This is a genomic window from Bartonella sp. WD16.2, from assembly GCF_002022505.1.
Classification (GTDB): Bacteria; Pseudomonadota; Alphaproteobacteria; order Rhizobiales; family Rhizobiaceae; genus Bartonella.
This window is the reverse complement of sequence record NZ_CP019781.1, coordinates 1080060-1106159: the sequence shown is the minus strand read 5'-3', so window position 1 is coordinate 1106159 and position 26100 is coordinate 1080060. Positions and strand designations below refer to the sequence as shown.

General features: G+C 36.0%; 23 protein-coding genes. 8 read left to right on the top strand and 15 right to left on the bottom strand.

The window, feature by feature from the left end; translation table 11 throughout:
* Positions 1–232: 232 nt before the first annotated feature.
* Positions 233–826 (bottom strand): DUF1134 domain-containing protein, encoded by a 594-nt coding sequence (locus BWD162_RS04710; RefSeq protein ID WP_078705651.1) that lies wholly within the window; start codon positions 824–826, stop codon positions 233–235.
* Positions 827–1037: 211 nt separating this feature from the next.
* On the opposite strand from BWD162_RS04710, the gene chpT reads away from it, so the two are divergent.
* Positions 1038–1676, top strand: a complete 639-nt coding sequence (gene chpT, locus BWD162_RS04705; protein ID WP_078706144.1) for a histidine phosphotransferase ChpT — start codon at positions 1038–1040, stop codon at positions 1674–1676.
* 175 nt (positions 1677–1851) lie between these two features.
* Here the strand turns inward: chpT and ctrA are convergent, their stop codons facing one another.
* Complete coding sequence (gene ctrA, locus BWD162_RS04700) at positions 1852–2553, bottom strand: response regulator transcription factor CtrA (protein WP_078705650.1); 702 nt, start codon at positions 2551–2553, stop codon at positions 1852–1854.
* Between the two features lie 574 nt (positions 2554–3127).
* Between ctrA and BWD162_RS04695 the strand changes: the two genes are divergently transcribed.
* On the top strand, positions 3128–3478 hold the full coding sequence (locus BWD162_RS04695) for a flagellar export protein FliJ (RefSeq protein ID WP_078705649.1): 351 nt from the start codon (positions 3128–3130) through the stop codon (positions 3476–3478).
* A 162-nt stretch (positions 3479–3640) separates the two neighbouring features.
* Here the strand turns inward: BWD162_RS04695 and sciP are convergent, their stop codons facing one another.
* Positions 3641–3916, bottom strand: coding sequence for a CtrA inhibitor SciP (sciP, locus tag BWD162_RS04690; RefSeq protein WP_078705648.1), 276 nt, complete (start codon positions 3914–3916; stop codon positions 3641–3643).
* A 350-nt stretch (positions 3917–4266) separates the two neighbouring features.
* Here sciP and mnmA point away from each other — a divergent pair, with 350 nt between their 5' ends.
* A complete protein-coding gene (mnmA, locus tag BWD162_RS04685) occupies positions 4267–5496 on the top strand; it encodes a tRNA 2-thiouridine(34) synthase MnmA (protein ID WP_078705647.1) in 1230 nt (409 codons plus the stop codon).
* Between the two features lie 51 nt (positions 5497–5547).
* On the opposite strand, the gene BWD162_RS04680 is transcribed toward mnmA, so the two are convergent.
* On the bottom strand, positions 5548–6363 hold the full coding sequence (locus BWD162_RS04680; protein ID WP_078705646.1) for a TrmH family RNA methyltransferase: 816 nt from the start codon (positions 6361–6363) through the stop codon (positions 5548–5550).
* A gap of 857 nt (positions 6364–7220) precedes the next feature.
* On the opposite strand from BWD162_RS04680, the gene BWD162_RS04675 reads away from it, so the two are divergent.
* Positions 7221–8129: a cation diffusion facilitator family transporter gene (locus tag BWD162_RS04675; RefSeq protein WP_078706143.1), complete on the top strand. Its 909-nt coding sequence runs from the start codon at positions 7221–7223 to the stop codon at positions 8127–8129.
* A gap of 284 nt (positions 8130–8413) precedes the next feature.
* Here the strand turns inward: BWD162_RS04675 and BWD162_RS04670 are convergent, their stop codons facing one another.
* A complete protein-coding gene (locus BWD162_RS04670; RefSeq protein ID WP_194284850.1) occupies positions 8414–9310 on the bottom strand; it encodes a metallophosphoesterase family protein in 897 nt (298 codons plus the stop codon).
* Between the two features lie 256 nt (positions 9311–9566).
* Here BWD162_RS04670 and BWD162_RS04665 point away from each other — a divergent pair, with 256 nt between their 5' ends.
* Positions 9567–10118 carry a GNAT family N-acetyltransferase gene (locus BWD162_RS04665; protein WP_078705644.1) on the top strand — a complete coding sequence of 184 codons (552 nt, stop codon included), beginning with the start codon at positions 9567–9569 and terminating at the stop codon, positions 10116–10118.
* 67 nt (positions 10119–10185) lie between these two features.
* Here the strand turns inward: BWD162_RS04665 and BWD162_RS04660 are convergent, their stop codons facing one another.
* The 4 genes from BWD162_RS04660 to BWD162_RS04645 are packed head-to-tail and all read right to left on the bottom strand — an operon-like array spanning position 10186 to position 17022.
* Complete coding sequence (locus tag BWD162_RS04660; protein ID WP_078705643.1) at positions 10186–12282, bottom strand: hypothetical protein; 2097 nt, start codon at positions 12280–12282, stop codon at positions 10186–10188.
* Positions 12279–15083, bottom strand: a complete 2805-nt coding sequence (locus BWD162_RS04655) for a DUF4159 domain-containing protein (protein ID WP_078705642.1) — start codon at positions 15081–15083, stop codon at positions 12279–12281. The genes BWD162_RS04660 and BWD162_RS04655 overlap by 4 nt, the downstream gene beginning before the upstream one ends.
* Positions 15080–15991: a DUF58 domain-containing protein gene (locus BWD162_RS04650; protein WP_078705641.1), complete on the bottom strand. Its 912-nt coding sequence runs from the start codon at positions 15989–15991 to the stop codon at positions 15080–15082. The genes BWD162_RS04655 and BWD162_RS04650 overlap by 4 nt, the downstream gene beginning before the upstream one ends.
* A complete protein-coding gene (locus BWD162_RS04645) occupies positions 15991–17022 on the bottom strand; it encodes an AAA family ATPase (RefSeq protein WP_078705640.1) in 1032 nt (343 codons plus the stop codon). Before BWD162_RS04645 ends, BWD162_RS04650 begins: the two co-directional genes overlap by 1 nt.
* 246 nt (positions 17023–17268) lie before the next feature.
* On the opposite strand from BWD162_RS04645, the gene BWD162_RS04640 reads away from it, so the two are divergent.
* Complete coding sequence (locus tag BWD162_RS04640; protein WP_078705639.1) at positions 17269–18522, top strand: CCA tRNA nucleotidyltransferase; 1254 nt, start codon at positions 17269–17271, stop codon at positions 18520–18522.
* A gap of 37 nt (positions 18523–18559) precedes the next feature.
* Here BWD162_RS04640 and BWD162_RS04635 read toward each other — a convergent pair whose 3' ends face one another.
* Positions 18560–19036 (bottom strand): tRNA (cytidine(34)-2'-O)-methyltransferase, encoded by a 477-nt coding sequence (locus tag BWD162_RS04635; protein WP_078705638.1) that lies wholly within the window; start codon positions 19034–19036, stop codon positions 18560–18562.
* A gap of 581 nt (positions 19037–19617) precedes the next feature.
* Between BWD162_RS04635 and BWD162_RS04630 the strand changes: the two genes are divergently transcribed.
* Positions 19618–20055 carry a PRC-barrel domain-containing protein gene (locus BWD162_RS04630; protein WP_078705637.1) on the top strand — a complete coding sequence of 146 codons (438 nt, stop codon included), beginning with the start codon at positions 19618–19620 and terminating at the stop codon, positions 20053–20055.
* Between the two features lie 134 nt (positions 20056–20189).
* Here the strand turns inward: BWD162_RS04630 and ychF are convergent, their stop codons facing one another.
* Entirely contained in the window at positions 20190–21293 is a 1104-nt protein-coding gene (gene ychF, locus BWD162_RS04625) for a redox-regulated ATPase YchF (protein WP_078705636.1), read from the bottom strand.
* Between the two features lie 310 nt (positions 21294–21603).
* On the opposite strand from ychF, the gene BWD162_RS04620 reads away from it, so the two are divergent.
* A complete protein-coding gene (locus BWD162_RS04620; protein ID WP_236824098.1) occupies positions 21604–22257 on the top strand; it encodes a L,D-transpeptidase in 654 nt (217 codons plus the stop codon).
* 173 nt (positions 22258–22430) lie between these two features.
* Here the strand turns inward: BWD162_RS04620 and pth are convergent, their stop codons facing one another.
* The 4 genes from pth to pgeF form a co-directional block, all read right to left on the bottom strand.
* Complete coding sequence (gene pth, locus BWD162_RS04615) at positions 22431–23018, bottom strand: aminoacyl-tRNA hydrolase (RefSeq protein ID WP_078705635.1); 588 nt, start codon at positions 23016–23018, stop codon at positions 22431–22433.
* A 94-nt stretch (positions 23019–23112) separates the two neighbouring features.
* On the bottom strand, positions 23113–23727 hold the full coding sequence (locus tag BWD162_RS04610; RefSeq protein WP_078705634.1) for a 50S ribosomal protein L25/general stress protein Ctc: 615 nt from the start codon (positions 23725–23727) through the stop codon (positions 23113–23115).
* A 313-nt stretch (positions 23728–24040) separates the two neighbouring features.
* A complete protein-coding gene (locus tag BWD162_RS04605) occupies positions 24041–24973 on the bottom strand; it encodes a ribose-phosphate pyrophosphokinase (protein WP_078705633.1) in 933 nt (310 codons plus the stop codon).
* A 293-nt stretch (positions 24974–25266) separates the two neighbouring features.
* Positions 25267–26058 carry a peptidoglycan editing factor PgeF gene (pgeF, locus tag BWD162_RS04600; RefSeq protein WP_078705632.1) on the bottom strand — a complete coding sequence of 264 codons (792 nt, stop codon included), beginning with the start codon at positions 26056–26058 and terminating at the stop codon, positions 25267–25269.
* Positions 26059–26100: the final 42 nt, after the last annotated feature.

The window sequence follows — 26100 nt, the reverse complement described above, 5'->3', positions numbered from 1 at the left end:
AAATCGCATTTTTGTCATTATGTATCAGTTTTATGACATATTGAGCATAAAAAAATCACAGCTTTCTTATACTGCATTGAGTGATAACAGAACTATTATAGACACAAATTGATGTACGAAAAAAAGTATTTTGCCAAATAAAAAAATGACACTTCCTCCTAACCGAGAAATAAAAATATCAAGAATAAAAAAGAATTAATTAAATTGGCATAGTTTTTTCAATAACAATTGTTTAAAATGGATTCCACGTTGGCATGGGTGTTAATTTTAAATATCCCATATTAATGCCGAGACGTGCACCAAGCCCTGTCCGTACCGGAATTAATAAAGTATTGTCACGTTTAAGAGCATGAAACCCGACTCCTGCAATTAAATAGGCTGAACCTGAAATACCACCATAGCGTCCCCATAAATTATTTATATCATTGAGATCATAAATTAGAATCATTAAACGAGAGCCTTGACCGCCAAAGTCCCACCCTACAGAAGGTCCTTGCCAAAAGACTTTATGCTGACCATAATTTTTGGTAAAAACCTGTCCTTCACCATAAGTTAATCCAGCAAAAAAAGCACCAGAAGCCTCTTCTCCTAAAATATAAGCATTTGGAAGACCGTATCGCGAGAAGATATTTTCAATTGCAGTTGCTAGATTATTTGTAGTTTGCCCAAAAAAATTATGGCCGGAAGCAATAATTTCTTGCATTGAATAGTATTTATTTTTGTTCATTGGTTGAAGTTGAGCATTTGCAGAAGCTCCTGTTACAAATAAAAGAGCTATCAAAAGTGCAATATTTATATTCCAGCGTGGTAAAAAAGAGAGAGTCATGGGATTTTCTTTTTAGTTGTCATATGAAATAATATTAAAGTTTTTATCCAATTTAAATAGAAAATAAGGCATAAAACTGTTTAAATCCTTAAATTTGTCTCACAAAATTTTTTTTAAGTAGTTATTAAATTTTTCATCTATGTACTGAATGTTAAAAATTTTAGCGTAAAATGAACCTTAATTTTTAAGTTTGGGAGTTATCAATAAAATTATGATGTCAGCTGTTTCTTTGAAGTTTGCCGATCTTACTGCGCTGCTTTGTAGTCGTATTTGCCATGATTTAATTTCACCTATTGGTGCCATTCAAAATGCGATGGAACTTTATGATGAAGGGGGAGTTGAGGAAGATGCTTTACAATTGGTGCGTTCGTCTGTCTCAAAAGCTTCTGCATACTTACAGTTTTTCCGATTAGCTTTTGGTGCTGCAGGATCAGTAGACAGTCAAATAGATACTCGTTTTGCTGAACAGGTTGCTCAACAATATATGGAAGAGGAAAAGACAATTTTGAAATGGCAAGCTCCTACTTTGCTTTTACCAAAAAATGAAATTAAGCTTTTATTGAATTTATTATTAGTTGCAAATACAATCACTTCCCGTGGTGGTGAAATAGTCGTAACCATTGCACAAGATATAAATACACGCTCTTTCCAATTCAAAATTTGCGGTCAAGTTTTACGTATTCCTTCTCATTTTATTGAATTGTACAATAAAAAAGCACCGGAAGAAACAATTGATGCTCATGCAATTCAATTTTACTATACAGTATTGCTGGCTGAGATAACGACTATGACAATAAACATACATGAAACTGATAGTCACGTTATTTTAGAAAGCATAAAAAAGCTTTAAGTAAAATTGTTTATATTATACTAAAAACACCCTAAATCCTGTGAGTTAATAGTGATTTTGATCTCTCTTAACCCACAAGTCTTTTATATGAAGAAAATCTTTGTATAAAACCTTTATTAAGAAATAAAAAACCTTACACTTAAATTCCAAAATCATACTTACATATTTTATTTATTTAAGCAGTTTTGCGTATATTTTCTTCAGACGGATCACGTAATACATAGCCACGTCCCCAAACTGTATCAATATAGTTAATTCCCGAGGATACAGCATCCAATTTTTTACGTAATTTGCAAATGAATACATCGATAATTTTAAGCTCTGGTTCATCCATCCCACCGTAAAGATGATTGAGAAACATTTCTTTGGTAAGTGTGGTTCCTTTGCGTAGGGAGAGAAGTTCTAGCATCTGATATTCTTTACCAGTCAAATGAACAGGACGACCCGCAATCTCAACTGTTTTATTGTCAAGATTGACAGTAAGATCACCTGTAACAATAACTGATTGTGCATGACCTTTAGAACGACGCACAACAGCGTGAATACGCGCAATTAGTTCATCTTTATGAAAGGGCTTAGTCATATAATCATCGGCCCCAAAACCAAAACCACGTACCTTATCTTCAATGCTACTCATGCCTGAAAGAATAAGAACTGGGGTTTTTATTTTTGCTAATCGTAGAGTTCGCAAAACATCATACCCCGACATATCAGGTAAATTTAAATCAAGCAAAATGATATCATAATCATAAAGCTTGCCTAAATCGATACCTTCTTCACCTAAATCAGTAATATAAACATTAAAATTTCCCGATTTTAGCATCAATTCGATGCTTTGAGAGGTTGTTTTATCGTCTTCAATTAATAATACGCGCATTTTAAAATTCCTCGCTTTGCTCCTTCCGAATCAAGTGGAGCTCTTTATTTATACGATTGGTAGAACCACCGTTGATAAAAAAACATAAAATCAAACACTTAATTATTAAAAGTGTTTGTATGCAATGGTACGCGTAACAATCACCACTGTTTCTTCCCCACTATCTGAGATAGTGGTTAACAAAATGTTTTCATTTTTGAAAGAGGTTTAATAAAATTATTTTTAAGAAGAATTTTATTTTTCTTAAATTAAGTGGAAAAATTAGTTACTATTTTATTAATTTGTTACTTAAAAAAATCTTCTAATAGATTATAAAATTATTTTTTTGTTCAAGATTATGATGTTTATTTATTGTGTTCTAAGTTTCTTTGATTCTATAGTAGCAATGAAATAAAGAATAAGTAATTGATACTTTTTAAACATATTGTATTTGTTAAGTGTTTTAAAAAAGGCAAAAAAGAGCTATTTTTCGATTTAAAAAGAATAGTTTACTTTTTTTTGAAAGGATGGTGTTAGAAGTCTGTTTTAGAGGGGAAATGTGCGTTTTTATTAGCGCAATCAAGGAGTAATGAGTATGAAATCACAGCAAAGTATGGTAAGATTAAAAATGTTTCAAGTACGTGAGAAGCGTCGTGAAATTGCACAGCTTGAAATAATGATCAAAGAATTTGAACAAATGACGCTAGAGTTAGAGGCACAAATTGCCAGTGAAGAACGTAAATCTGGAAATAATGATATTCATCATTTTGCTTATTCAACTGTTGCTTGTGCGGCACGGAAGCGGCACGATAATTTAACGGATTCAATTCGTAATTTACAGCTTCAGAAAGCAAATGCTGAAATTATTTTACATGAAATTGAAACAGAATTGCGACGTATACAAATTCTTGAAATGCGAGAAAATAAAAAGGCAGTGGGTGAATGATGGCCGTGTTTTTATTCAGTTTCGTACTCATGGCAGAATAACACAAAATGTGGATTTGGTATAAATTTTTAATTTGTGGACTATAATAGAAAACAGCCAGATTTTAAAAAATCTGGCTGTTTTAAAAATATAAAGGCCAAAAATCCATCACTATCAGGGCAATTAATGCCTGTAGTGTTGGATTCTTGTTGTCCGTAGTCCAGCTAAGCCGTGTTCATCAATAGAACTTTGCCATGAGAGAAATTCTTCTACAGTCAAAGTATAGCGTTGACACGCCTCATCAAGACTTAACAAACCACCTCTAACAGCCGCAACAACTTCAGCCTTACGGCGGATAACCCAACGCCTTGTTGTTGGTGGTGGCAGGTCGGTAATTGTAAGTGGACTGCCATCCGGGCCAATCACATATTTTATTTGTGTTTTTATCAAATCGGTCATTGTATTCTCTACTTTTGTTCAAGGACCTGAGATACTTATAAAGTGTGAGCTTTAAAAAGAACTAAACACGTTGAAAAAAAATTAATAAAATCGATTCAAATGCAAAGAGACGGATAAAAAGTAAATAAAACAGTACATTATGATATTTTCGATAAAATTTTTTTTATTTCAAAAAATGCAAAAAATTTGTTTTCTTTGTTTTTTATCCATTTCCTTTGTGTTTTGAGTCGCTTCTTTAAAAATCTAATACTATTAGTTGTAGGAAGGATAAAAAAACAATATAAAGAGATAATAGATGGTGTGTATATGAATTTACTCACTAACGCGTATTTTAACTAGAGAATGAATATATGTCTTTAAATAGTCTTGATTTGCCAGGACAGCCGGAAAACTCTCGTATTGTTGTTGCAATGTCTGGAGGAGTTGATTCGTCTGTTGTGGCAGGCCTTTTAAAAAAAGAAGGTTATGATGTGGTTGGAATTACCTTGCAACTTTATGATCATGGTGTTGCAACGCATCGTGTGGGGTCGTGTTGTGCAGGACAAGATATTGAAGATGCACGTCGTATAGCGGAAACATTGAAGATACCTCATTATGTTCTTGATTATGAAGAGCGATTTCGTGAAGCTGTAATTGATCCTTTTACGGAAAGCTATACACATGGAGAAACACCTGTTCCATGTGTGGCCTGTAATCAAACTGTTAAATTTTCTGATTTATTAGCAACTGCACGTGAATTAGGTGCAAATGCTTTGGCAACAGGGCATTATATTCGTAGTCGTTCTTGTGGTGCGCATCGAGCATTGTTTCGCCCTCTTGATGCTGACCGTGATCAGAGTTATTTCCTTTTTGCCACAACGCAAGAGCAAATTGATTATTTGCGTTTTCCACTTGGAGATCTTTCAAAAGCACGTGTTCGTGAAATAGCAGCAAAAATGGGTTTTGTTGTTGCCGATAAGCACGATAGTCAAGATATTTGCTTTGTTCCACAAGGGAAGTATTCTGATGTTATCACAAAATTGCGTCCAGAATCCACAAATCCTGGAATTATTATGCATATCAATGGGCAAATTTTGGGCGAACATTCAGGAATTATCAATTATACTGTTGGTCAACGTCGCGGTATTGGGATTGCAACTGGTGAAGCGCTTTATGTAGTTTATCTCGACGCGGAAAATGCGCGCGTTATTGTTGGTCCGCGTGAGATGTTGGAAACACATAAACTCTTTTTGCGTAATGTAAATTGGCTTGGTGATGAGCAATTAGATAATTTTCCTCCTGATGGCATTGATGTGGTAGTCAAAATTCGTTCGACACGTCCTCCACGTCCAGCTCGTTTACTTTATCAAAAGGGTGTCTTTTCTGTTGATTTATTAGAAAGCGAAAGTGGAGTTGCTCCTGGGCAAGCCTGTGTTTTTTATAATGAAAATAGTAATGAAGCACGTGTCCTTGGGGGAGGATTTATTACACATTCAGAACGTTCTGCAGGTGCTGAAGCAATGTTGAAGCAAGTTTTGCATAATTTAGAAACAAAAACTATTACTTTTTCTCAGACTAAAGAAGCTATTGCATGCAAATGAAATGGGTAAGCTAATAAAAGTATATATTTACAACTTAAAGTATTCTCGCTTTTAGTTGAGTTTATCAAAATCAGCAAAATGTGCTAATGCGATACCTGATGCTGTAGCAACATTGAGGCTATTAAAACCATAAGCCATAGGAATGCGTAAGGTCTCTGATTTTTGCAGAATATGAGCTGGCAAACCGTCACTTTCTGTTCCTAAAATAATTGCAGTGCGTTTTGTTGATTTTGCTTCTTTGAGATAACGTGGAGCAGAAGGGGAAAGAGCATAAAGATGAAAATCTGCATCATTTAAAGTTTTAATAATACTATCAATATCAGCGCCTTGTGTATAAGGTATTTTTAGAGTCGCACCAACAGAACCTCTAATTGCTTTTCGGTATAGCGGATCGCACGAAGTTTTATCAACAATGATACCGTGACTGGCAAAAGCGGCTGCATTGCGAAAAATAGCACCCATATTATCATGATTAGAAATACCACATAAAACTGGAACTAAAGCTTTTTCTGGAAGATTTTGTAAGAACTTTTGTAATGATGGTAAAGTTTTACGTTTACCGATACCGAGTATACCACGATGAACATGAAAACCAGCAATATCATCCATGACTTTTTGCGGGACGCAATAAATAGGACAGGTTGGTTTTGTTTCTTTTAAAATGGGCATAATTCCAAGAAGGCGCGCTGCTACAATAAGCAATGACAAAGTAGAAAAATTTTTTGAATGCAGCAATGTCGACAATACCACTTCACCTTCGGCAACAAATTGATGCTGCCGTCCAACGAGATCTTTTTCACGAATATTACGATAAGTTTCCAAACGCGGATCATCAGCTTCGTGGATTGTGGTGATATTCAGAATCATGTGGAGCTTCTAACATTATTTTTTTTAAATCACCAGTATAGTGAATGTTGTCTTTGTGATTGAATAAAAAAAACAAAAATATGGGTTATTTTTTAAATTTAAAGTAGAATATATATTGACATAATACAACCATAGGTATAAAACACAAATACCGAGTGCAGCACAGGAGAGGTTTCATTCGGGTACAGGATTAGGTCCCCGCTATTTCCTAAGACTGTAGTCCCTTTTTTAGGGGAAAAGAATCTGGGTCCCCAATGCCCAGATTCTTTTTTGTGGGAATAACCATTTATAAAAAGCTTTTTTCCATAGTTAAAAATAACTTTTTAAATTACACACTTAGACCACAAAATAAAAATTTTGATAAATATTCTATCCACTTTATGATTTTTCTTTAAGTAGAATTATTTATAACAACCATAAGTTTTGATGCATTTGGGAATAAAATCACAGCAATAATATTAACTGGCTTTTTTGTATTTTATGCAGTAACAGCTATGCTGAATGAAAATGATAGTAAACAATATGTAAGTATAAAGTATATTTAAAAAAGTTATTTTTCTATTATAAAGCAGCAAGGATGTTCAGTCTATTTAATAAGCAATTATAACAGTTGGGTTGATACATCTGGTGTCGTCTTAAGAGCTGTCTCTTCTTTTTATGGGAGAGATTCAAATTGTTACAGTTGATTATAGTATGGTTTGTGGTGTGGCAATTTTGCACGAACAGTAGGCCTACGATAATTGTTTTATTTTAAAGCTATCTGATATTGAGGAATGGTGTAAAGGCATATCAATAATGTTTATTGGGTATGCTGCTCAAAATATTGTACTTCATTTAATAGAGAATGGTGTGTGGTTATGAGTACAAAGATAAAGATACAAAGATTGACACTATGGTCTATTTTAGTGGCTTGTATCGTTTTTGCTTTGAAATATTGGGCTTATCAGATTACCGGTTCGGTTGCACTTTATTCTGATGCTTTGGAATCAATTGTTAATATAATTGCTGCCTTAGCAACATGGTGGGCTGTTAAAATAAGCCTTAAACCAGCTGATCAAAATCATCCTTTTGGGCATCATAAGGCGGAATATTTTTCTGCTATTTTTGAAGGTGTATTGATCATTATTGCAGCAATTGTGATTTTAAGAAAAGCATGGCTAGCTCTTTCGACTGCTGAATTACCGCAGCAGCCTGGAGTATGGATTGGTATTAATCTTGCAGTCTGTATCATAAATTATTTTTGGGGTTTGATTCTTATTCGACAAGGAAAAATTCATCATTCACCAGCTCTTAAGGCTGATGGAGCGCATGTAATGATGGATGTTTTAACCTCCTTTGGCATTTTAGTAGGACTCATTGTTGCTTTCATAAGTGGATGGACTATTTTAGATCCAATTTTGGCAATAATGGTTGCTATTCATATTCTTGTGCAAGGCTGGAAAGTGATTCATAATTCTGTTCAAGGATTGATGGATGTTGGAGTAGAATTAAATGAAACCATGCGGATTAATGATCTTATTTTAGCAAATGCGTGTGGGGCCATTGAAATACATGATTTACGCACGCGTATTGCTGGTAGGGTTACTTTTATAGAGTTTCATTTAGTTGTACCAACTGCGATGCAGGTGGGAGAAGCACATCAAATTTGTAATAAAATTGAGAAAGCACTTAAAGTAGAATTTGAAAATGCACGTATTACTATTCATATAGAACCTGAAAGTGAAGCCAAATTTTTTTCTGGTACAATGACTATTCCTTTTTTGTGAGAAGTTTTCTTTTTATTTGTTTTTTCTACGTACAATGCATAATCGAATTTTGTATAGGTGTAGAAATATCAATCACGGATTATCGCAGACATTTATTCTAACAGGAAGATGCTACGATAGTGAGATGTTATATGAAAGTAATGCATCGGCAAAATATGAGGCATTATAATTGATAATGGCATCATAATTGTTATATCCAGCAACTCTGAGTTTTGTAGTTAATTATAATATTGTTTTAAAAGTGTAAACTACAGGATGTTTTAGGATTAGTAATTTTAAAAATACTAAAGATCAGTTTTTTCAGTACACATTATTTCATTATTTTGATTAATAATACTATGACGTTGTAACTGGCAGTGCCATTGCTGATGAAAGCGCTCAATAGCAAACAAGTTGAAATTGGCAGGTGGCTTCTTGCTTCCAAAGATTTGTGATGCAGAAGAAACACCTACAATAGGAATTTTTTTCATTTTTCCTTCAATAAAGTTTAATGTAGGTAGGTGGGTGTGGCCATGGAGAATAAGTTCACAACCGTGATTTTTTATAACGTCTAGAAATTTTTCTATACCCCATAATTTTTTATACCAAGAGGTCGCATTATGAAAAGGAGGATGGTGTATCATGACGATACGAAAGAGATTGTGTTCTGCAGCTTCATTTAGAAGTTGGGATAAAGTTTGTGCTTGCATTTTATCAAAATAGCCGGCAGCTTGGAAAAATGGTGTAGCGATGGCTGAAGAAGCACTGATAATAGCTACATTATCACGAACGCGCATATAAGGAAAAGCATCACTTTGAGGAAGATCACCTGTGATCCAAGGTTGAAAGGCGATACAAGCTTTTTGAAATGCTCCGCGAACATAGGCATCATGATTACCAAGCGTTAAAGAAATATTTTTAGGATGATCTTGTGCACGTAACCAACGACACGCTTGTTCAAATTCTTTATCTAGAGAAAGATTGACGAGATCACCGGAAATTACAAGATGATCAGGTTTTGCCTTTTTTAGGGTATGCATTAAAGTGTCTAAAACACTTGTTGTCATTTGGTTTTTGCGTTTTTTTTGCCAATTAAAATAACCAGTAAGACGCTTCCCAAAAAGCTCAGATAAAGAAGGCTGTGGGAGAGGTGAAAGGTGTACATCCGATATATGGGCAAGATAAAACATAAATGTTAGCATAGTGCTGAAAACAATTTAGGCAATAGAAAAATAAACCGATTTATTGTTAGAAGCGATAGAGGGGTATAAAATAAAAACAGTTTGCTAGAAAGTTTTAAGAAAACTTTGTGAGCATTTACGGTGTTAGAAAAGAGTGCTAAAGCAAGGTTTTTCAAATGGGGTGGATAATGTGTGAAAAAATTAGTGATAATAAATCAAAACTTTCGAAGTTAAAATAATTAGCTTTTTGTTTGCATATTAATTTTAGGAACGATCTATGATAAACTCATCGTCTACTTCTCAATCTTGCGCTCCTTTTTCTGCAATTGATAATACAATAAGCTATTGGCCTGAAACAATTGATCATGAGGCTCAAATTAAGCAAATCAATCAAGTAGTTTTTGGTCCTGGTCGTTTTGTGCGTGCAAGTTATTTACTGCGAGAAGATGGTAAGCATGATCGTCAACTTTCTTTTGTTGCTTGTTTGGGAGACTATGTTATTGGTTCTGTGAGGATGACACCTATATACATTGGTATACAAACTGCTTATTTATTAGGTCCTCTTGTTGTTCATCCTGACCATAAGAATATTGGTGTAGGAAGCAAATTAGTACGTATGACATTAAAAGCAGCAGAAAATTGTAATGTTCCTTTGGTTATTTTGATTGGGGATAAGGATTATTATGGCCGTTTCAATTTTAAAAATGTACAACATAAACAAATACAAATGCCTGCGCCAGTAAACCCACGACGATTATTAGTCTTAGAATTACAAGAAGATGCGTTAAAAATGGCACATGGTAAAGTACGTTATCGTTCATGTAGCTAATATACATTCTTTCCGTAAAAAATGGATTTAAGCCATCTTAAAGTGATTAAAAATCGCTTAGAATTTTTTAGTGGTTTTCACGATACCACGTGCTACTGAGTAGTAAAAAGCAGGTGATCAGAGCTAAAAATCCAGAAAAGATTGGAAAATATGAAACACTAATCAAACGGGTTTCTGTTGCTTCTTTCAGAACAATTGATTGAGTACGAGGAGATATTGATTTTGTTTTCGTTTGAATCAATTTAATGGGAGGAAGGTGAATGCCCTCTTTTTTCCCATGATGCAAACGCACTACATGACCACCAGTGTGTTGGCTGATAGGGGCTAGTTTTTCTTCTGTTGAAATTAAATCAGAAAATTCAAGGCTATCGAGTGAGCCTATAGGAGAAAACACTGTTTGATCACCATTGTGGATGGTAAAGATTCCTGTTTCATTGGTATTTACAGTTCCTGTAAAAACACCTTCTTGTTCTTTTGTGAGAATGATCTTTTGTTTTTTTCCAGAGGGGAAAATCACTTCGGCTGGCTCTGGCTGCTCTTTAAGTGTCTGTCGACGAATTGTTAAATGATGATGATCATTTACACTACTTAATCGTTCTTCTTCAAGTTCTGGTTCTTTCATGAGCCAATGAGCAATGCGACGATAAAGAGCAGCGTAAGGACCTCCTCCTTCGAAACCTCGCGCCCACAACCAGCTTTCATCAGAAAGCAACATGCCTACTCGACCTTTACCCATATGAGAGAGAAGCAAAAGTGGTTGTTCATCAGCTCCTTTCATAATAGGAACACTTTTGTTTGTGCTTTGAATTGCAATTTGTCGTAACCACCGCCCCCATTGAGAAGCTGGGTGGGCAGGGGTAGCAAGATCTCGCGTAACAGGATGGCGCTCGCCTTCTGTGGTTAATGTAGGGCGGAAAGGCTTTTGAATAATGGTACCATTTGGTAATGCTGGTAGGACACTTATTAAAGGTGTTTTAGCAAGTGATTGTTCATTAGCAAATTCAGGTCCTGTTACTATAAGTAATGCACCACCTTTTTGTACATATTGGGTGATATAATCATAGTAAATCAATGGTAACACATTGGAATGCTGAAAGCCGTCAAGAATGATGAGATCAAAATTATTGATTTCTTCAACAAATAATTGGGTTGTAGGAAAAACAACAAGTGATAATTGGTTCAAAGGTGTATTGTCTGCTTTTTCAGGTGGACGCAAAATAGTAAAATGAACAAGATCAATATTAGAATCACTTTTTAAAAGATCACGCCATGTACGTTCACCATTGTAAGGTGCACCCGAGATAAGAAGAACACGCAAATTTTCTCTAATTCCTTCAATGACAGCAATGGCGCGATTGTTTTCGAAGCTTAATTCACCTTCATAAGCGTCAGTTGTAGCTTGAACGATATTTTTTTCAGCATGAGGAAGAGTGATTTCAGTTTGAAAAATAGTACCAGGAGTTACAGAATAACGGCCAACCTCTTGGTCATTAACACTTATAAAAATATTTGCTTGTGCTGGTATAGATTCTTGAGGTTGGCCTTTATCTTCTACCAAGATGGAAAGTACTTGTGGTTTATTGATAAGAGCAAAACGGGGAGGAGAAATAAACTTAATTTGACGATCAAATTCATTGGCTTTCCCTGTTATAAGAGCATTAATTGGCGCACTATCATGAAGTTCTGACAATTTTGGAATATCATGCACTTGTCCATCTGTGATCAAAATTGTTCCTGCATAGCGAGATGGGGGTATATCAGCTATAGCTTGTGTCAGAGCATTAAATAAATTTGTTGATGGTGCATAATGGTTTTCAGAAAGTTTTCCAGCTTCAATAAAACGCAGTTCAAATTGTGAATAGCGGGATAGCTCATTTGTTAATTGTATGCGTGCTTTATGACTATCATCTGCACGTGTACCAAATGTTTGACTTTCGCTTTGGTCAATCACAATACCCACAGTGCTTTTAACAGGTTCACGCTGTTCTTTTATTATCATTGGATTAAGCAAAGCAAGAATGATTGAGCTTAATGCTATAAAACGCAACAAGGCTCCGGAGCGCTGCGTAATGAGGCCGATAATGATAAAAAAGGCGGGAAGTCCCCCTAAAAAAAGAAGCCAGGGAATGGGTAAAAGAGACTGAAAAGTGATTGATGGTATCATTGACTTTTTTTTCTGTTAAAGCTCTCTAACAATGCAGGAACATGAATCTGATCGGCTTTATAATTACCTGTGAGCATGTAGATGACAATATTCAGTCCTGCGCGAAATGCCCATAGGCGTTGCATAGGATCATTGGGGACAAGTGGGTATTTCCATGTACCGTTCTCGTCTAGTGCCCAAGCACCAGCGAAGTTATTGGCAGTGATAAGAAGAGAACTAACATTATCGCCAGTAGCAATAGAGTTTTTATTTTTTTTATTTATTGATGATGATTCAACCCATAAAGGTGAACCACGATAGCGTCCAGGAAAATCAGGCATAATATAAAAAGAACGAGTAACAACGTGATCAGTTGATGCCGGTTCAATGGTTGGGATATTTAATCCGCTTAAAATAGCACGCAATCTTTGTGTGGCTGGGGTAGCAGTTTCTTCAAGACTGAGATTGGTACTTATTTGATCACGGGTGTCAAATAAAACTGTACCACCATGTTTCATAAAAGCATTTATTTTTTCAAGACTTTTTTGCGTTGGCATGGGGCCGTTAGCGTCAATAGGCCAATAAATAAGAGGATAAAAAGAAAGTTCATCTTTATCAAGATCAAGCGCTACAACAGAGCCAGGTGAAAGCATTGTACGCTCTGAGATAAATTGACTGAGTGCTTCTAATCCACTTTTACTTGTTGTATCAATTTCATGATTATGAGTCACAACATAAGCAAGGTGGGTGGCACCAGCTGCTTGCACCATGATTTCATCATGCTTTTCCACAGTTTGTGCATAAGTGATTGGTGAATAAGACAATAAGACGATAAAGCTTGCTATCAGAGGAAGTAGGAGGGACATATTACTTCGTCGATTAAAAAGAAAAGCTCCTCCCATCCATAACACTAAAAAACTATCTAGCGCTAAAAATAGGCTAGCTAGCCCTAAAAGTGGTCCAGCAAAGTGTTTTTCTTGTGTATCATAGGATAATAGGTCATTGCCTAAGGAGGCAGGTAATGACAATTGTTTCGTTAAACTTGATGAATGATTTAATAAATTCAATGCATAAAGATTATTTTTAGAACCGTAAAATCCAGGTGGTGTATCATAGGATGGAAGGGGTGGCTTTTGTACATCAATGACAAGTGGAGAGATATGAGCGGAGGGTATCTGTAATTGGCCGTCAGCATTTAATATTCGCCAAGGGCTTTGTGCCGTTGTTGTCTGTGTTTGTATAGGGGATTCCTGGTCATGTACACGAAGCGTGGTAAGCTTTTGCAACATTTGAGCAAAAAATCCAGAAAGCGGAAGATTTGACCATATAGGATCAGGCGCAATGTGGACAAAAATGAGTATGCCTTTTCCATAGTTAGCAGCTGTAAGAAGAGGGGTACCATCAGCAAGACTGAGCCATGTTTTTTCAAAAAGATCTGAGCTTGGTTCTGCTAAAATTTGACGTGAAACAGTGACTTCTTCTGGAAAAGGAAGATCAAAGAAAAAGCTATTTTTTGCAAAAGGTGCTAATTTTTGGGGTTTAGCCCATGACATAGTACTTCCAAGATAACGTTCACCAGAACGTAATGGTACAGGTAATAAACTGTCATATTGTTCTGTAGAACTCAGATTCTCTCCAGCAAAACGGATAAGTACTCCCCCTTTATTCACAAAATTAGATAGTTTTTTTTCTGCTTCTTTTGACATATTAGCAATGTCACCCATAATGAAAACAGACGGATTTTGTTTGAGTAAGTGATCAATATCAATTGAAAGTTCTCCTCCGCCAGCTGTTATAATTTGTGCATGTTCCTGCAATGCTTTGATGACATAGTAAAGTGGAGACAATAAAGGCTGCACCATTTCATTAACGCTTGGTGATAGAAGAGCAACGCGACTTATTTGGTTACGGCTATCAATTAAAAAAGTTGCGGCAGCTTGAGCATGGTTATCAATTTTTATCCATGCAATGTCATTGCGTAGTTCAAGAGGTAAGTTAAGAGGAACAAGAGCTGTTGTTTCTCCTTCATGAAAGTGTGCTGTAAAACGCCCAAGAAGCTGACTTTTGAAATCATAAAGGCTTAATGTCGTCATGGACTTATTATGGGTGGTTGCGCGAATGATACGTGCTGCCATATTTCCATCGTTATTGACTATGCCTGTTATGCCAATCAAACGAGAAATATCATCTGAATACCATAAGAGTGTTTTAGGCTTTAATTGTTCAATGAAAGTAAGAACTTGTTTATCTTCATTTGTTTGTAAGCCATCACTTAAGTAAGCAATATCAAGAGGTTTTTCGCCAGTTTTTTCAATGAGTTTTTTAAATGCTTGTACTCGATTGACGGGCCATGGTTGAGGTTGCAAATGCGTTAAATGTTGTCTTACAACTTCTGCAGAAAAAGGACCAATTTCTTGGGTGTTATTCTCAGCTGTTGCAAGTAAATAAATGTTTTTTTTATGTTTTTCTGCTTGTACAAGTAAGGATTTTGCAACAGTAATACGTTTTTTCCATTCTTCAGCAGACGCCCATCCATTATCAATAATAAGTGCCAATGGTTGAGGTCCGGAAAAGATAATGGAATTTTGGTTCCATATAGGGCGTGCTAAGGCGATAGTGATTAATGCTATCATAGCGAGCCGTAGCAATAACAACCACCAAGGTGTATGGTTAGCTGTTTCTTGCTGATTAGTTCGTTTAAGCAAGAGGCGTAAAGGAGGAAAAGGCTCTTTATGAGGCGTGGAAGGTGTTGTTCGCAACAACCACCAAATGATTGGTAAGGCTAAAAGCCCAAGCAAAACTAAGGGAGCTTCAAAACTCAAAGTTCCCTCCCTGTATGAGGTGTAGAGGTATTCATTCTATTTGTAAGTTGCAAGATAGTTTCTTTTAAAGGTCGATCAGTTGTGCTCACATGATAACTCCATCCTTGGCGTGAGCAGAAATTTATTAATTTTTCCCGTCTTTCTTGGTAGAGTTTGCAATAATGTTTACGAAGGTTTTCTGCTTTTCCTAAAAGAAGCTTTTGTTTGGTTTCAGGATCAAAAAATTCTGTACGTCCTTTGTAAGGAAAACGCTCTTCTGCAGGATCAGCAACTTCAATTAAATGTGCATTGACCTGTTTTGCCACCAAAATTTTTAAATGTTGAATGATTTGTTCGGGCTGATCAAGAAAATCGCTAATTATTATGACTTGTGAAAAGCGAGTAATAGACGAGAAATCTGGAAATGGATTTTCAGCTTGGTAATTTGTTAAAGCTATTGCCATGCGTTCTGCTATATTAGATGCCATGATGGGAGCCATTAAATTAGGAATAGCGATATATTGACCATCTCGTGCAAGAAGTGTTGCCAATGCAAGGGAAAGAATAATCGCATGATTGCCTTTAGAGATTTTAGAAAAGCGTGAGCAATAGTGCATGGAAGCACTTTGATCCGGCCAGATCCAAACTGTTTGGGCTGTTTCCCATTCACGTTCACGTAAGTAAGTGTGTTCATCACGTGCAGAACGACGCCAATCAATATGTGTTGTGGATTCTCCTTCAACATATAGACGGAACTGCCAAAAATTATCTCCATTGCCACGTTTACGTTGGTTATAGCAACCAGCCATTAGTGTATTAGCAATAAGGCGTGCTTGTAAAAGAAGGTGGGGCATATTTCCTACATCTTTATGCAGTTTTGCAATAAACGACTGTGGATTTTTTTTAGAGACTTTTTTGCCAATAGCCATTAAAGAGCATCTTTCACAAGCTTAGCGATAATATCTTTGATGGTTATATTATCAGCACGTGCAGAAAAATTAAGTGCCATGCGGTGTTGTAATACGGGATAAGCTAATGCTTTAATATCGTCAAGTGAGGGGGATAGACGCCCGTGATAAAGAGCACGGGCGCGAGCACAAAGAGAAAGAGCTTGTGATGCTCGAGGGCCAGGTCCCCAAGCAATATAAGTATTTGCAAAGGAATTATCTTCATTTGGACGAGCCGAACGCACTAGTTTCAAAATGGTTTCAACAACATTTTCAGAAATAGGTATTTTACGGACGATTGTTTGAATTTTTTGTAGTTTTTTGGTCGATAGAACTGGTTTTACAGTTTGGCTTTTTTGACCTGTTGTTTCTAAAATAATACGCCGTTCCGTAGTAAGATCAGGATAATCAATATCAATTTGCATCAAAAAGCGATCAAGTTGTGCTTCAGGAAGTGGGTAGGTTCCTTCTTGTTCGAGAGGATTTTGTGTTGCAAATACATGAAAAGGTTTTGGCAGATCATAACGAGTGCCAGAAATAGTCACATGATATTCTTGCATGGCTTGTAAAAGAGCTGATTGAGTACGAGGAGAAGCACGGTTAATTTCATCTGCCATAAGAAGTTGGGCGAAAACAGGGCCTTGAATGTAACGAAAGAAGCGTTTACCGTTTTTATCTAAGTCCATAATTTCAGAACCTATAATATCTGATGGCATTAAATCTGGTGTAAATTGAATGCGCTTTCCATCAAGTCCTAAAACAAGGCTTAATGTTTCAACAAGACGCGTTTTAGCAAGCCCTGGAACGCCAACAAGAAGGGCATGCCCCCCGGCCAAAATGGCTGTTAAGGTATATTCAATCACGTGACTTTGTCCAAAAATAACTTTGTCGATTGCTTTTTGTAGAGTAGCTAATTCTTTATACGCTGCATCAATATCATCAACGATCGATTTGGTATCTTTATTTACACTAGCCTTTTTGGTGGCATTAGATAACGTATCATCTTGATTCATATTGTTTCCTTAAAACAGTTGTCGCAAAGTAATAATTTCTTTTATACGATAATAAATATTTATAGTTTGTAGCAGAAAATAAAGAAAAAAGAAGCATGATAAGCTGTTTTTTTAATTTGTGTGCAGATAGAGAAGTGCATTAATGAAGGAGGGATTATAACTTATGAGGAATATATTACAAATTATTGTGTGATAGACTATTCAAGTGGAGGGAAGCATTAAGAATTTGTTCAAAAGGTTAAGTGGATGAGCATGCCACAAAGTTTCAGACAGGTTGATTGGTTGCAAAACAGCCATATTCAAACACTTCTTCGTATTTTATCGTTGGATGGTGAAGAGGCACGTATTGTTGGTGGTGCAGTACGTAATCAGCTTTTGAATCAGCCCATTAGCGATATTGATATTGCTACGACCTGTTTGCCGCAGCAGGTTATAAAGCGCGTGGAAAAGGAAGGATTTAAAGCTATTCCTACAGGCGTTGATTTTGGTACAGTAACAGTTGTCATCGAGTCACGTTGTTATGAGGTTACAACTCTTCGCTCTGACATTGAAACAGATGGTCGTTATGCAAAAGTCGTTTTTTGTCGTGATTGGAAAAAGGATGCTCAGCGACGGGATTTTACTATAAATGCGCTTTATTGTGATGCATCTGGTCAGCTTTATGATGAAGTGGGAGGTTTGAACGATATTGAAAGCAAAACGATACGTTTTATAGGTGTTGCGAAGGATCGTATTTGTGAAGATTATTTACGTATTTTACGTTTTTTTCGTTTTTTTGCTTGGTATGGGAGAGGGCGACCTGATGCGCAAGGGTTGAAAGCGTGCATTTCTTTAAAACAAGGTTTGCACAAACTTTCACCTGAGCGTATTTGGGGAGAAATGAAAAAGCTTCTTACTGCTTCTGATCCAACACGTGCTCTTTTGTGGATGCGTCAAAGTGGTATTTTAACACTCATTTTACCTGAAACAGAAAAATGGGGTATTGATACAATTCACCCACTTGTGAAAATAGAACACATTCTTGCTTGGAAAGCTGATTCATTGCTGCGCTTAGAAAGTTTACTACCTCCTGATCCCGTACGTCTTTATGATATGGCTCATCGTTTACGTTTGTCTAATGAAGAAAAAAAGCGATTACAAGAATGGGCAAAGTTAGGGATGATCAATCCAAATTGTTCAGATATTTGTGTAAAAAAATTGATTTATTTTCATGGACGACAGCCTGTATTAGATCAATTATCCTTGTCCTTGGCATCTGTCTGTACTGGTATTTTAGATGAAGACGAAATTTTGGAAAAAGCAAAATATTATCTTCAACTTTATCATCTGGCTCAACAATGGCAGATTCCAACTTTTCCTATAAGTGGCAGAGATTTGGTGAAAAAAGGTTTAGCTCAAGGAGTACTTTTAGGTCAAAAGCTTAAAGAGCTAGAAAAAATCTGGGTTAAAAGCGAATTTTTAATGGATCGTGATGAGTTATTAGAAAAAATTAAACAGTAATACTAAGTTTTTTATGAGTAACTCTCTACTTCTTTATTTATACAATATTTTCTATCTTATTATAACCAATTTGACGAAGGGCCTCACCGGTTGTTATGGCTACGCTCATTGCGAGATTTAAAGAGCGTGCGTGTGGTTGCATAGGGATTGTTAATATATGATCAACTGCTTCACGAACATAATTAGGGGCACCTGCTGATTCACGGCCAAAAAGTAAAACATCATTTTTTTGATAGCGTATATCTGTATAATATGTTTTTGCTTTTGTACTCAAAAGTAAAAGACGGCGATTAAAATGTCTCATGGTTTCAATAAAGTGTTGCCAATCAATGTGACGTTCCAACAAGGCATGTTCAAGATAATCCATACCTGCTCGTTTAAGGTTACGATCTGATAAGTTAAAGCCCGCTGGTTCAATAATATGCACGTGTACGCCAAGACAAGCGCTAAGGCGTAAGATTGTTCCAGTATTACCAGCAATATCCGGTTGAAAAAGAGCGATGTGAAGTGGCATACGCTATTCCATATGATTTTACATATTTATCTATAGAAGATCTATACAACTCTCCCTAGAGAATAAAGGTGTTGTTTTTTTATTTAATAACTGTTTATTCTAAACTTTAGAGAGAATTATTTACACGGGCTTTTATCTATATACAATAAGTAGAGAGAGTTTATATTCCTTAATATATTCAATAAAATTTATGTTCCAAAGAGTGTAAAAGTATTATGTATATCAAACTGATTGAAAATACATTTCTTTAATAAGTACTTGGGTATTTCTTTTGAAAGTGGAATTTTAGAAACAACGAAACATTATCATACATGATGTCTCTATTTTAAAATTTGAACTGATAATTCATAACGTAGATTTTTTAAGATAACCAGTTCTCATATTATTTTACTTTTCAATGTTTTAGGTGCTGTTTATCTTATAAAAACTAAGTTTAACATAATTGAGATAAGAAATTCAAAAAGAAATCGCATAATTGAAGGAACACACAAAAATAGAACAAGCCAATCTTAAAAGCCCATAGGGAACAAATCAAATTACTGTGCATTGAGAGCATGTAAAGTAAAAATGGAGAATGTAAAATGAAAAAAATTGCTATCACTGCTCTCGCATCAATTTTAATGGTTTCTAGTGCCTATGCCCAATTTTTATTGCCTTCTGAACATGAAAAGATTTCGGCAACAGGTATTGTACGAGTTAAGGCAGATATGATTGCACGTTATGTTACGCCTTTAACAACTGATTTTGTTGCTTCAAACCTTATTGGTGTGGATGTATACGATATAACAGATGAAGAAATTGGTGAGGTAAAAGATATTATTTTGCGTCAGAATAATATCGATGGGATTGTTATTAGCATTGGTGGTTTTTTAGGTATGGGTGAGCATTATGTTGTTGTTTCTCCAGAAAAAATCCAGATGAAAAGTGATGATGGTAAGTGGAAGCTTATGGTCAATGTAACAAAGAATGCTTTAAAAGAAGCTCCAAAATTTAAATATGAAGACTATTTGATACGCTAGTTTTTATATTTCTGTCTTTGATAAATAAAACAGTCGCTCTCATGGTGCGGCTGTTTTTATTGAATAGTGCTCTTTGAGAATATGAAAACAATTTTATGCAAAAAATATTTTAAGTTGTTAAAGAAATAATAATATTAAGTATTATGTTTAAACAACATAATGTCCCCATCTTGTACGATATACTCTTTACCTTCATCACGGGCTTTTCCTGCTTCTTTCGCTGCGTTCTCTCCACCCAAGGTAACATAATCTTCGTAGCTAATAGTTTGTGCGCGAATAAAACCGCGTTCAAAGTCTGAGTGAATGACACCAGCTGCTTGAGGTGCTTTAGTACCACGGGCGATTGTCCAGGCTCGTGTTTCCTTGGGTCCACAAGTGAAATAAGTGATTAAATCAAGTAGATGATAACCAGCGTGGATAAGTCGATTCAAGCTAGGCTCAGATAATCCTAAGACATGAAGATATTCTATAGCTTCTTCATCAGCAAGTTGAGCGATCTCAGCTTCAATGGAAACAGAAATAGTAATACTTTGCGCGTTTTGCTCTGCAGCTATTTTCTCCACCGCTTTAGTAAAATCATTGCCATGAACAGTTTCATTTTCGTCGACATTGCAAACATAAAGCACAGGCTTTGAGGTTAAAAGATTCAAACCATGAAGAATACGTTGTTCATCAGAGGAAATATTTTTAAGCAATAATCGTACAGGATCTCCTTTCTGTAATAATTCTAATGCTGCTTCCATTATAGGAAGGATTGCCAAAGCTTCTTTGTCTTTTCCGATTGCACGTTTACGGACTTGTATGATTCGCCGTTCAAGACTTTCAAGGTCTGAAAGCATGAGTTCTGTATCAACAGTTGTAGCATCAAAAACAGGATCAATCCTTCCTTCTACATGGGTAATGTCTTCATTTTTAAAGCACCGTAGTACATGGATAATGGCATCGACTTCACGAATATTGGCTAAAAATTTATTGCCTAAACCTTCACCTTTTGAAGCTCCACGGACAAGTCCTGCAATATCAACAAAATTGATACGTGTAGGAATGATTTCTTTTGAACCAGCAATAGAAGCGATTTTTTCCATTCGTGAATCTGGCACAGCAACTTCACCGGTATTAGGCTCGATTGTGCAAAAAGGATAATTAGCTGCTTGTGCTGTAGCTGTTTTTGTTAACGCGTTAAAAAGAGTTGATTTACCGACATTAGGCAGCCCGACGATACCACATTTAAAACCCATAGGCTCTCTCTCTTATTAGATTATGATTTATTTATAATGGCTTAAGATATACTTTATTGGCGCTTTTATGACATGTTTAAAGAAGAGTTCTAGTCTTCAGCTTTTGTAGTGGTAAAAAAGATAAACTGAAACAATTATGACGATTTTAGCGAGTTGTTATCATTTTTTAATCGACAAATTCTAAACATTCCCTATTTTAATAGTCATAAAATTATAAATCAACGTTAACAGTGTGCTAAGTTTTTTATAGTATAGAAAACTGTAGGATTAAATAATTTATATTAAATCAAATAATTGCGGAAATATAAAATTGTTATCTCGTCGTGCTTTTTTAATGGCTGTTTCTCTAGTGTTGGTTGGCTGTGCTACACATCAGCCCAGTGAGTCTTTTGTTTCTGTTCAACAAGTTCGCTTCATACCAGAGGAACTACGCACTTTATATGGGCCTGTAACGAATGAACCTTATTTATTACCTGCAATCGATCTTGCAGAAATTGATCCAAAATTTTTGCGTAAACAAGTAGATTATGATACTTCTTATCCGGCTGGTACGTTGGTTATAGATATTCAGGAGTGCTTTCTTTATCTTGTTGGTGAAAATGGAAAAGCTATGCGTTATGGCATTGGCGTTGGCAAGGAAGGTTTAGAGTTTAAAGGCGAAGCAGTTGTGCAATATAAGCGTCGATGGCCGTCTTGGGCTCCAACTGCGGCAATGATGGCTCGGGAACCAGAACGATACGGTCATTTAGGGAAAGGGATGCCGCCAGGGCCTGATAATCCATTAGGTGCGCGGGCGTTATATCTCTTTAAAAATGGTCAGGATACGCTTTTCCGTATTCATGGTTCATATGAAGAATGGTCAATTGGTCAGGCTATTTCAAGTGGGTGTATCCGTTTGCTCAATCAAGATATTATTGATCTTTATGATCGTGTTCCTAATGGTTCACGTGTGGTAGTTTTGTAGCTATAGTGAAATGTGCTGTAAGTTTTCATCAAAGGGCTTCTTTGTAATTCCGATGGCCATATAAGCTTGGACAGTTTTGTCTGATGAATTCGATATTATTCTCCTTAGAAAAGGAGTGTATCATATATAAAGGTCGTAAAAAGTTGTTCATTATTACGCCTGCTTAAAAGAAATTATATTTTATCATGAGTTTTTTTCTCCATTACCAATGAAATTTTGTTCATAAATTGATTAACATCTCCCTTTATTAGGGTAGCAATATTATTCGCGATTGTGTTTAATAAAGTAAGTAACCATTCTTGATCAGATTTTGTAAAATTGCCTAAAACATGTTGATGAACCAATTCTTTGGGACCAGGATGTCCAATCCCTAAGCGTACACGGCAGTAGTTATTACCGCAATGGCTATCAATGGATTTTATGCCGTTATGTCCTCCACTTCCTCCTCCAATTTTTACGCGCACTTTCCCAGGAGGTAAATCTAGTTCATCGTAAAAAACAATAAAATTATTCAATTCTAGTTTATAAAATCGCAAGGTTTGGCTGATGGCTTGACCAGATAAATTCATAAAAGTTTGAGGTTTAATAAGAAGAATTTTTTCACCATTTATGAGACCATTAGAAATTTCAGCCTGAAATTTTTTTGACCATGGAGAAAAAGAAAAGAACTGATGAATAGCATCAACAGCCATGAAACCAATATTATGGCGATTATTTTGGTAGGATAAACCAGGATTGCCAAGACCAGCAATGAGTAACATATACGCTTTCAATGAAGTATAAAAGTATTAAATGATTAGCAAAATACTTCAAAATAGGTGGGAAAACTTCCCACCTACTGAAATTTATAAGGTTTTAATTATTTTCATCACTCTCTTGTTCTGAATTATCGCTCACATTTGCACTGGCAGGAGCTGCGATGGTTGCAATGGTAAAGTCTCGATCTTGAATAACCGGAGTTACACCTTCTGGTAATTGTACTGCCGAAATATGGATAGAGTCACCAATAGAATAACTAGAAAGATCAATGTTAATCGCTTCAGGGATAGCATTTGCTGGTGCAGTACATTCAATTTCATGGCGAACAATGTTTAAGACACCACCTCGTTTAATACCTGGAGCTGTATCTTCATTGAGGAAATGTACAGGAATGTTTACATGCACAACTGATTTCTCTGAAACATGTAAGAAATCTACATGCATAGGAAAATCACGAACCGGATCAAGTTGATAATCCTTTGGTAGAACTTGAATTCTTTTTTTATCAACTTCAATGGTGGCGACAGTAGTACGAAAGCCACCTGCATGAATTTTGTAGAAAATTTCCTTATAAGAAACTGCAATTGCCAAAGGAGGTTGTTTGTCACCGTAGATAACTGCTGGAATAAGACCGTTGCGGCGAAGTTCACGGGAGGACCCCTTACCAACCCGCTCGCGTATTTCGGCCTTAAGAGTATAACTCTTGCTCATGGTTAAATCCTTCTTACATGATTGGAGATTCATCAAAAACAACGAGTAGCTTTTGCATGAATATGAAGATATATACTGCAACGCAGCAATTAGCTCCATTCTGCGTTGCCTCCAAGGGTGTCTACGCAGAAGCTTACTCTATAATTCAAACCCTTTAGAGATGCAAGAGTTGTAAGGAAGACCCATTGATCTGATTTTTGACTTATTTGGAAAAGCGTGAATTTTGCATTGTGCGTATTGATTTAGTAGTAAAAATTTCAGGTATTTCTCGGTTTCAATTTATAAAGGCTTCAGGAAACCCAAAGATACTATTTTAGTCAAATAAGCTTGAGACAGACTGTTCTGCTGCTGTTCTTGCGATTGCTTCTCCTATTAAGTCGGCAATAGCCAAAACGCGTATATTATGTGCTTGTTCAATTTTTGTTGTTGGCATAATCGAATCAGTAATGATTAATTCTTTCATTTCTGAGTTGGTAATGCGTTCGATGGCGTTTCCAGAAAGAACACCATGTGTGATATAAGCAGTAACACTGTTTGCTCCATGCTTAAGAAGAGCGCTTGCTGCATTGCATAGAGTGCCACCTGAATCAACAATATCATCTAGTAGGAGGCAATCTTTTCCAGCTACGTTTCCGATAATGTTCATTACTTCTGATTCACCTGGCCGTTCACGACGTTTATCAACGATAGCAAGTAGACTGTTTAAGCGCTTGGCTAAGGAGCGTGCACGTACCACACCACCAACATCGGGTGAAACAACCATAACATTTTCAAGAGAATAACGCATTTTGATATCACGAGAAATGACGGGAACAGCATAGAGGTTGTCAGTAGGAATATCAAAAAAACCTTGGATTTGTCCTGCATGAAGATCTAATGTTAAAACGCGATGGGCACCCGCTTGAGTAATCAGATTGGCAACAAGTTTTGCAGAAATAGGGGTACGTGGTCCAGGTTTACGGTCTTGGCGAGCATACCCAAAATAAGGTATAACAGCTGTAATACGACGTGCTGAAGAACGACGCAAAGCGTCAATCATGATGAGTAATTCCATCAAATGATCATTGGCTGGATAAGAGGTTGATTGCAGCACAAATGCATCTTCTCCGCGCACATTTTCATGCAATTCTACGAAAATTTCTTGATCTGCAAAACGCTTAACGGTTGCTTCACCTAGGGAAATGCTTAAATAATTTGCGATATTTTCAGCAAGATGTGGGTTAGAATTGCCACAGAAAATTTTCATGATAAAACCCCTGAATAATCATGATAGAATTTAATACAGCTTTTAACTTTTTATTATTAGATTGCAAGGGAACAATTACAAAAGCAATTATAATTTTATTTAGTATGGGTTAAAAGAATTATTTTGCTATTAATTATGACAAATCAAGTATCCGGAAACAAGGTTTTAAATTATCATAATTTACGGACTTATAGGTTATTTTACTAAACAAAAAAACATAATCGAATGTATCTTTTTTCATTTAGATTAAGAAATTTATTTTGCAGTTATGATATGTTTCTGAGGTAAAAAACTTATTTTTCATTTTCTAACATAAGAGCAGAAATCTGTCGCCCATAATCAGATTCATTACGATGTGTTGCACGACGGTAGGAAAAAAAACGTTGTTCATCTTGGTAAGTGCAAAGTTTCAAACAAGAAGCATTGAGGCCTGCTTGTTTTAATTGGTTGATAATGAATGCCCATAGGTTAAAATGAAAACGGTTTGTTTTATCTGTTTTTAAAAAATATTTTTTAAATTGATTATTGCGATTCATAAATTGATTATAGAATTCGTTTGTTACTTCATAGTGACTGGGACCAATACAAGGTCCGAGTACTGCTGTTATTGATTGTCGTTTGGCACCTTGTTCTTCCATAGCTAAAATTGTTTTTTCCAAAATTCCATTCAAGCTTCCTCGCCAACCAGCGTGCGCGGCACCGATGACACCTGCGTACGGATCAGCAAAAAGAACTGGTCCGCAATCAGCTGTAAGAATGCCGATTACTAAACCTTTTGCAGTTGTAACAAGAGCATCAGCTTTAGGACGTTCACCAGTGAAAGCTTGATCAATTACTACTACGTCACAGGAGTGTACTTGATTGACAGTGATCAAATTTTTTATGTCAATATCAAAATAATTCGCGATTAATATGCGGTTTTGCCTAATATGTTTAGGATGATCATTTGAACCTTGGCCGACATTAAGGCTGTGATAAAGGTTTTGTGAAACTCCGCCTTGACGCGTAAAAAAACCATGTTTTATCCCGTATTTATGTAAAGCAAGAAGATCTTTTGCAAGGATAGGTTTAAGGACAGGCTTCACGAAAGCTCCCCATAATTGTTTGAACAAGCAATGGTGTCCGAG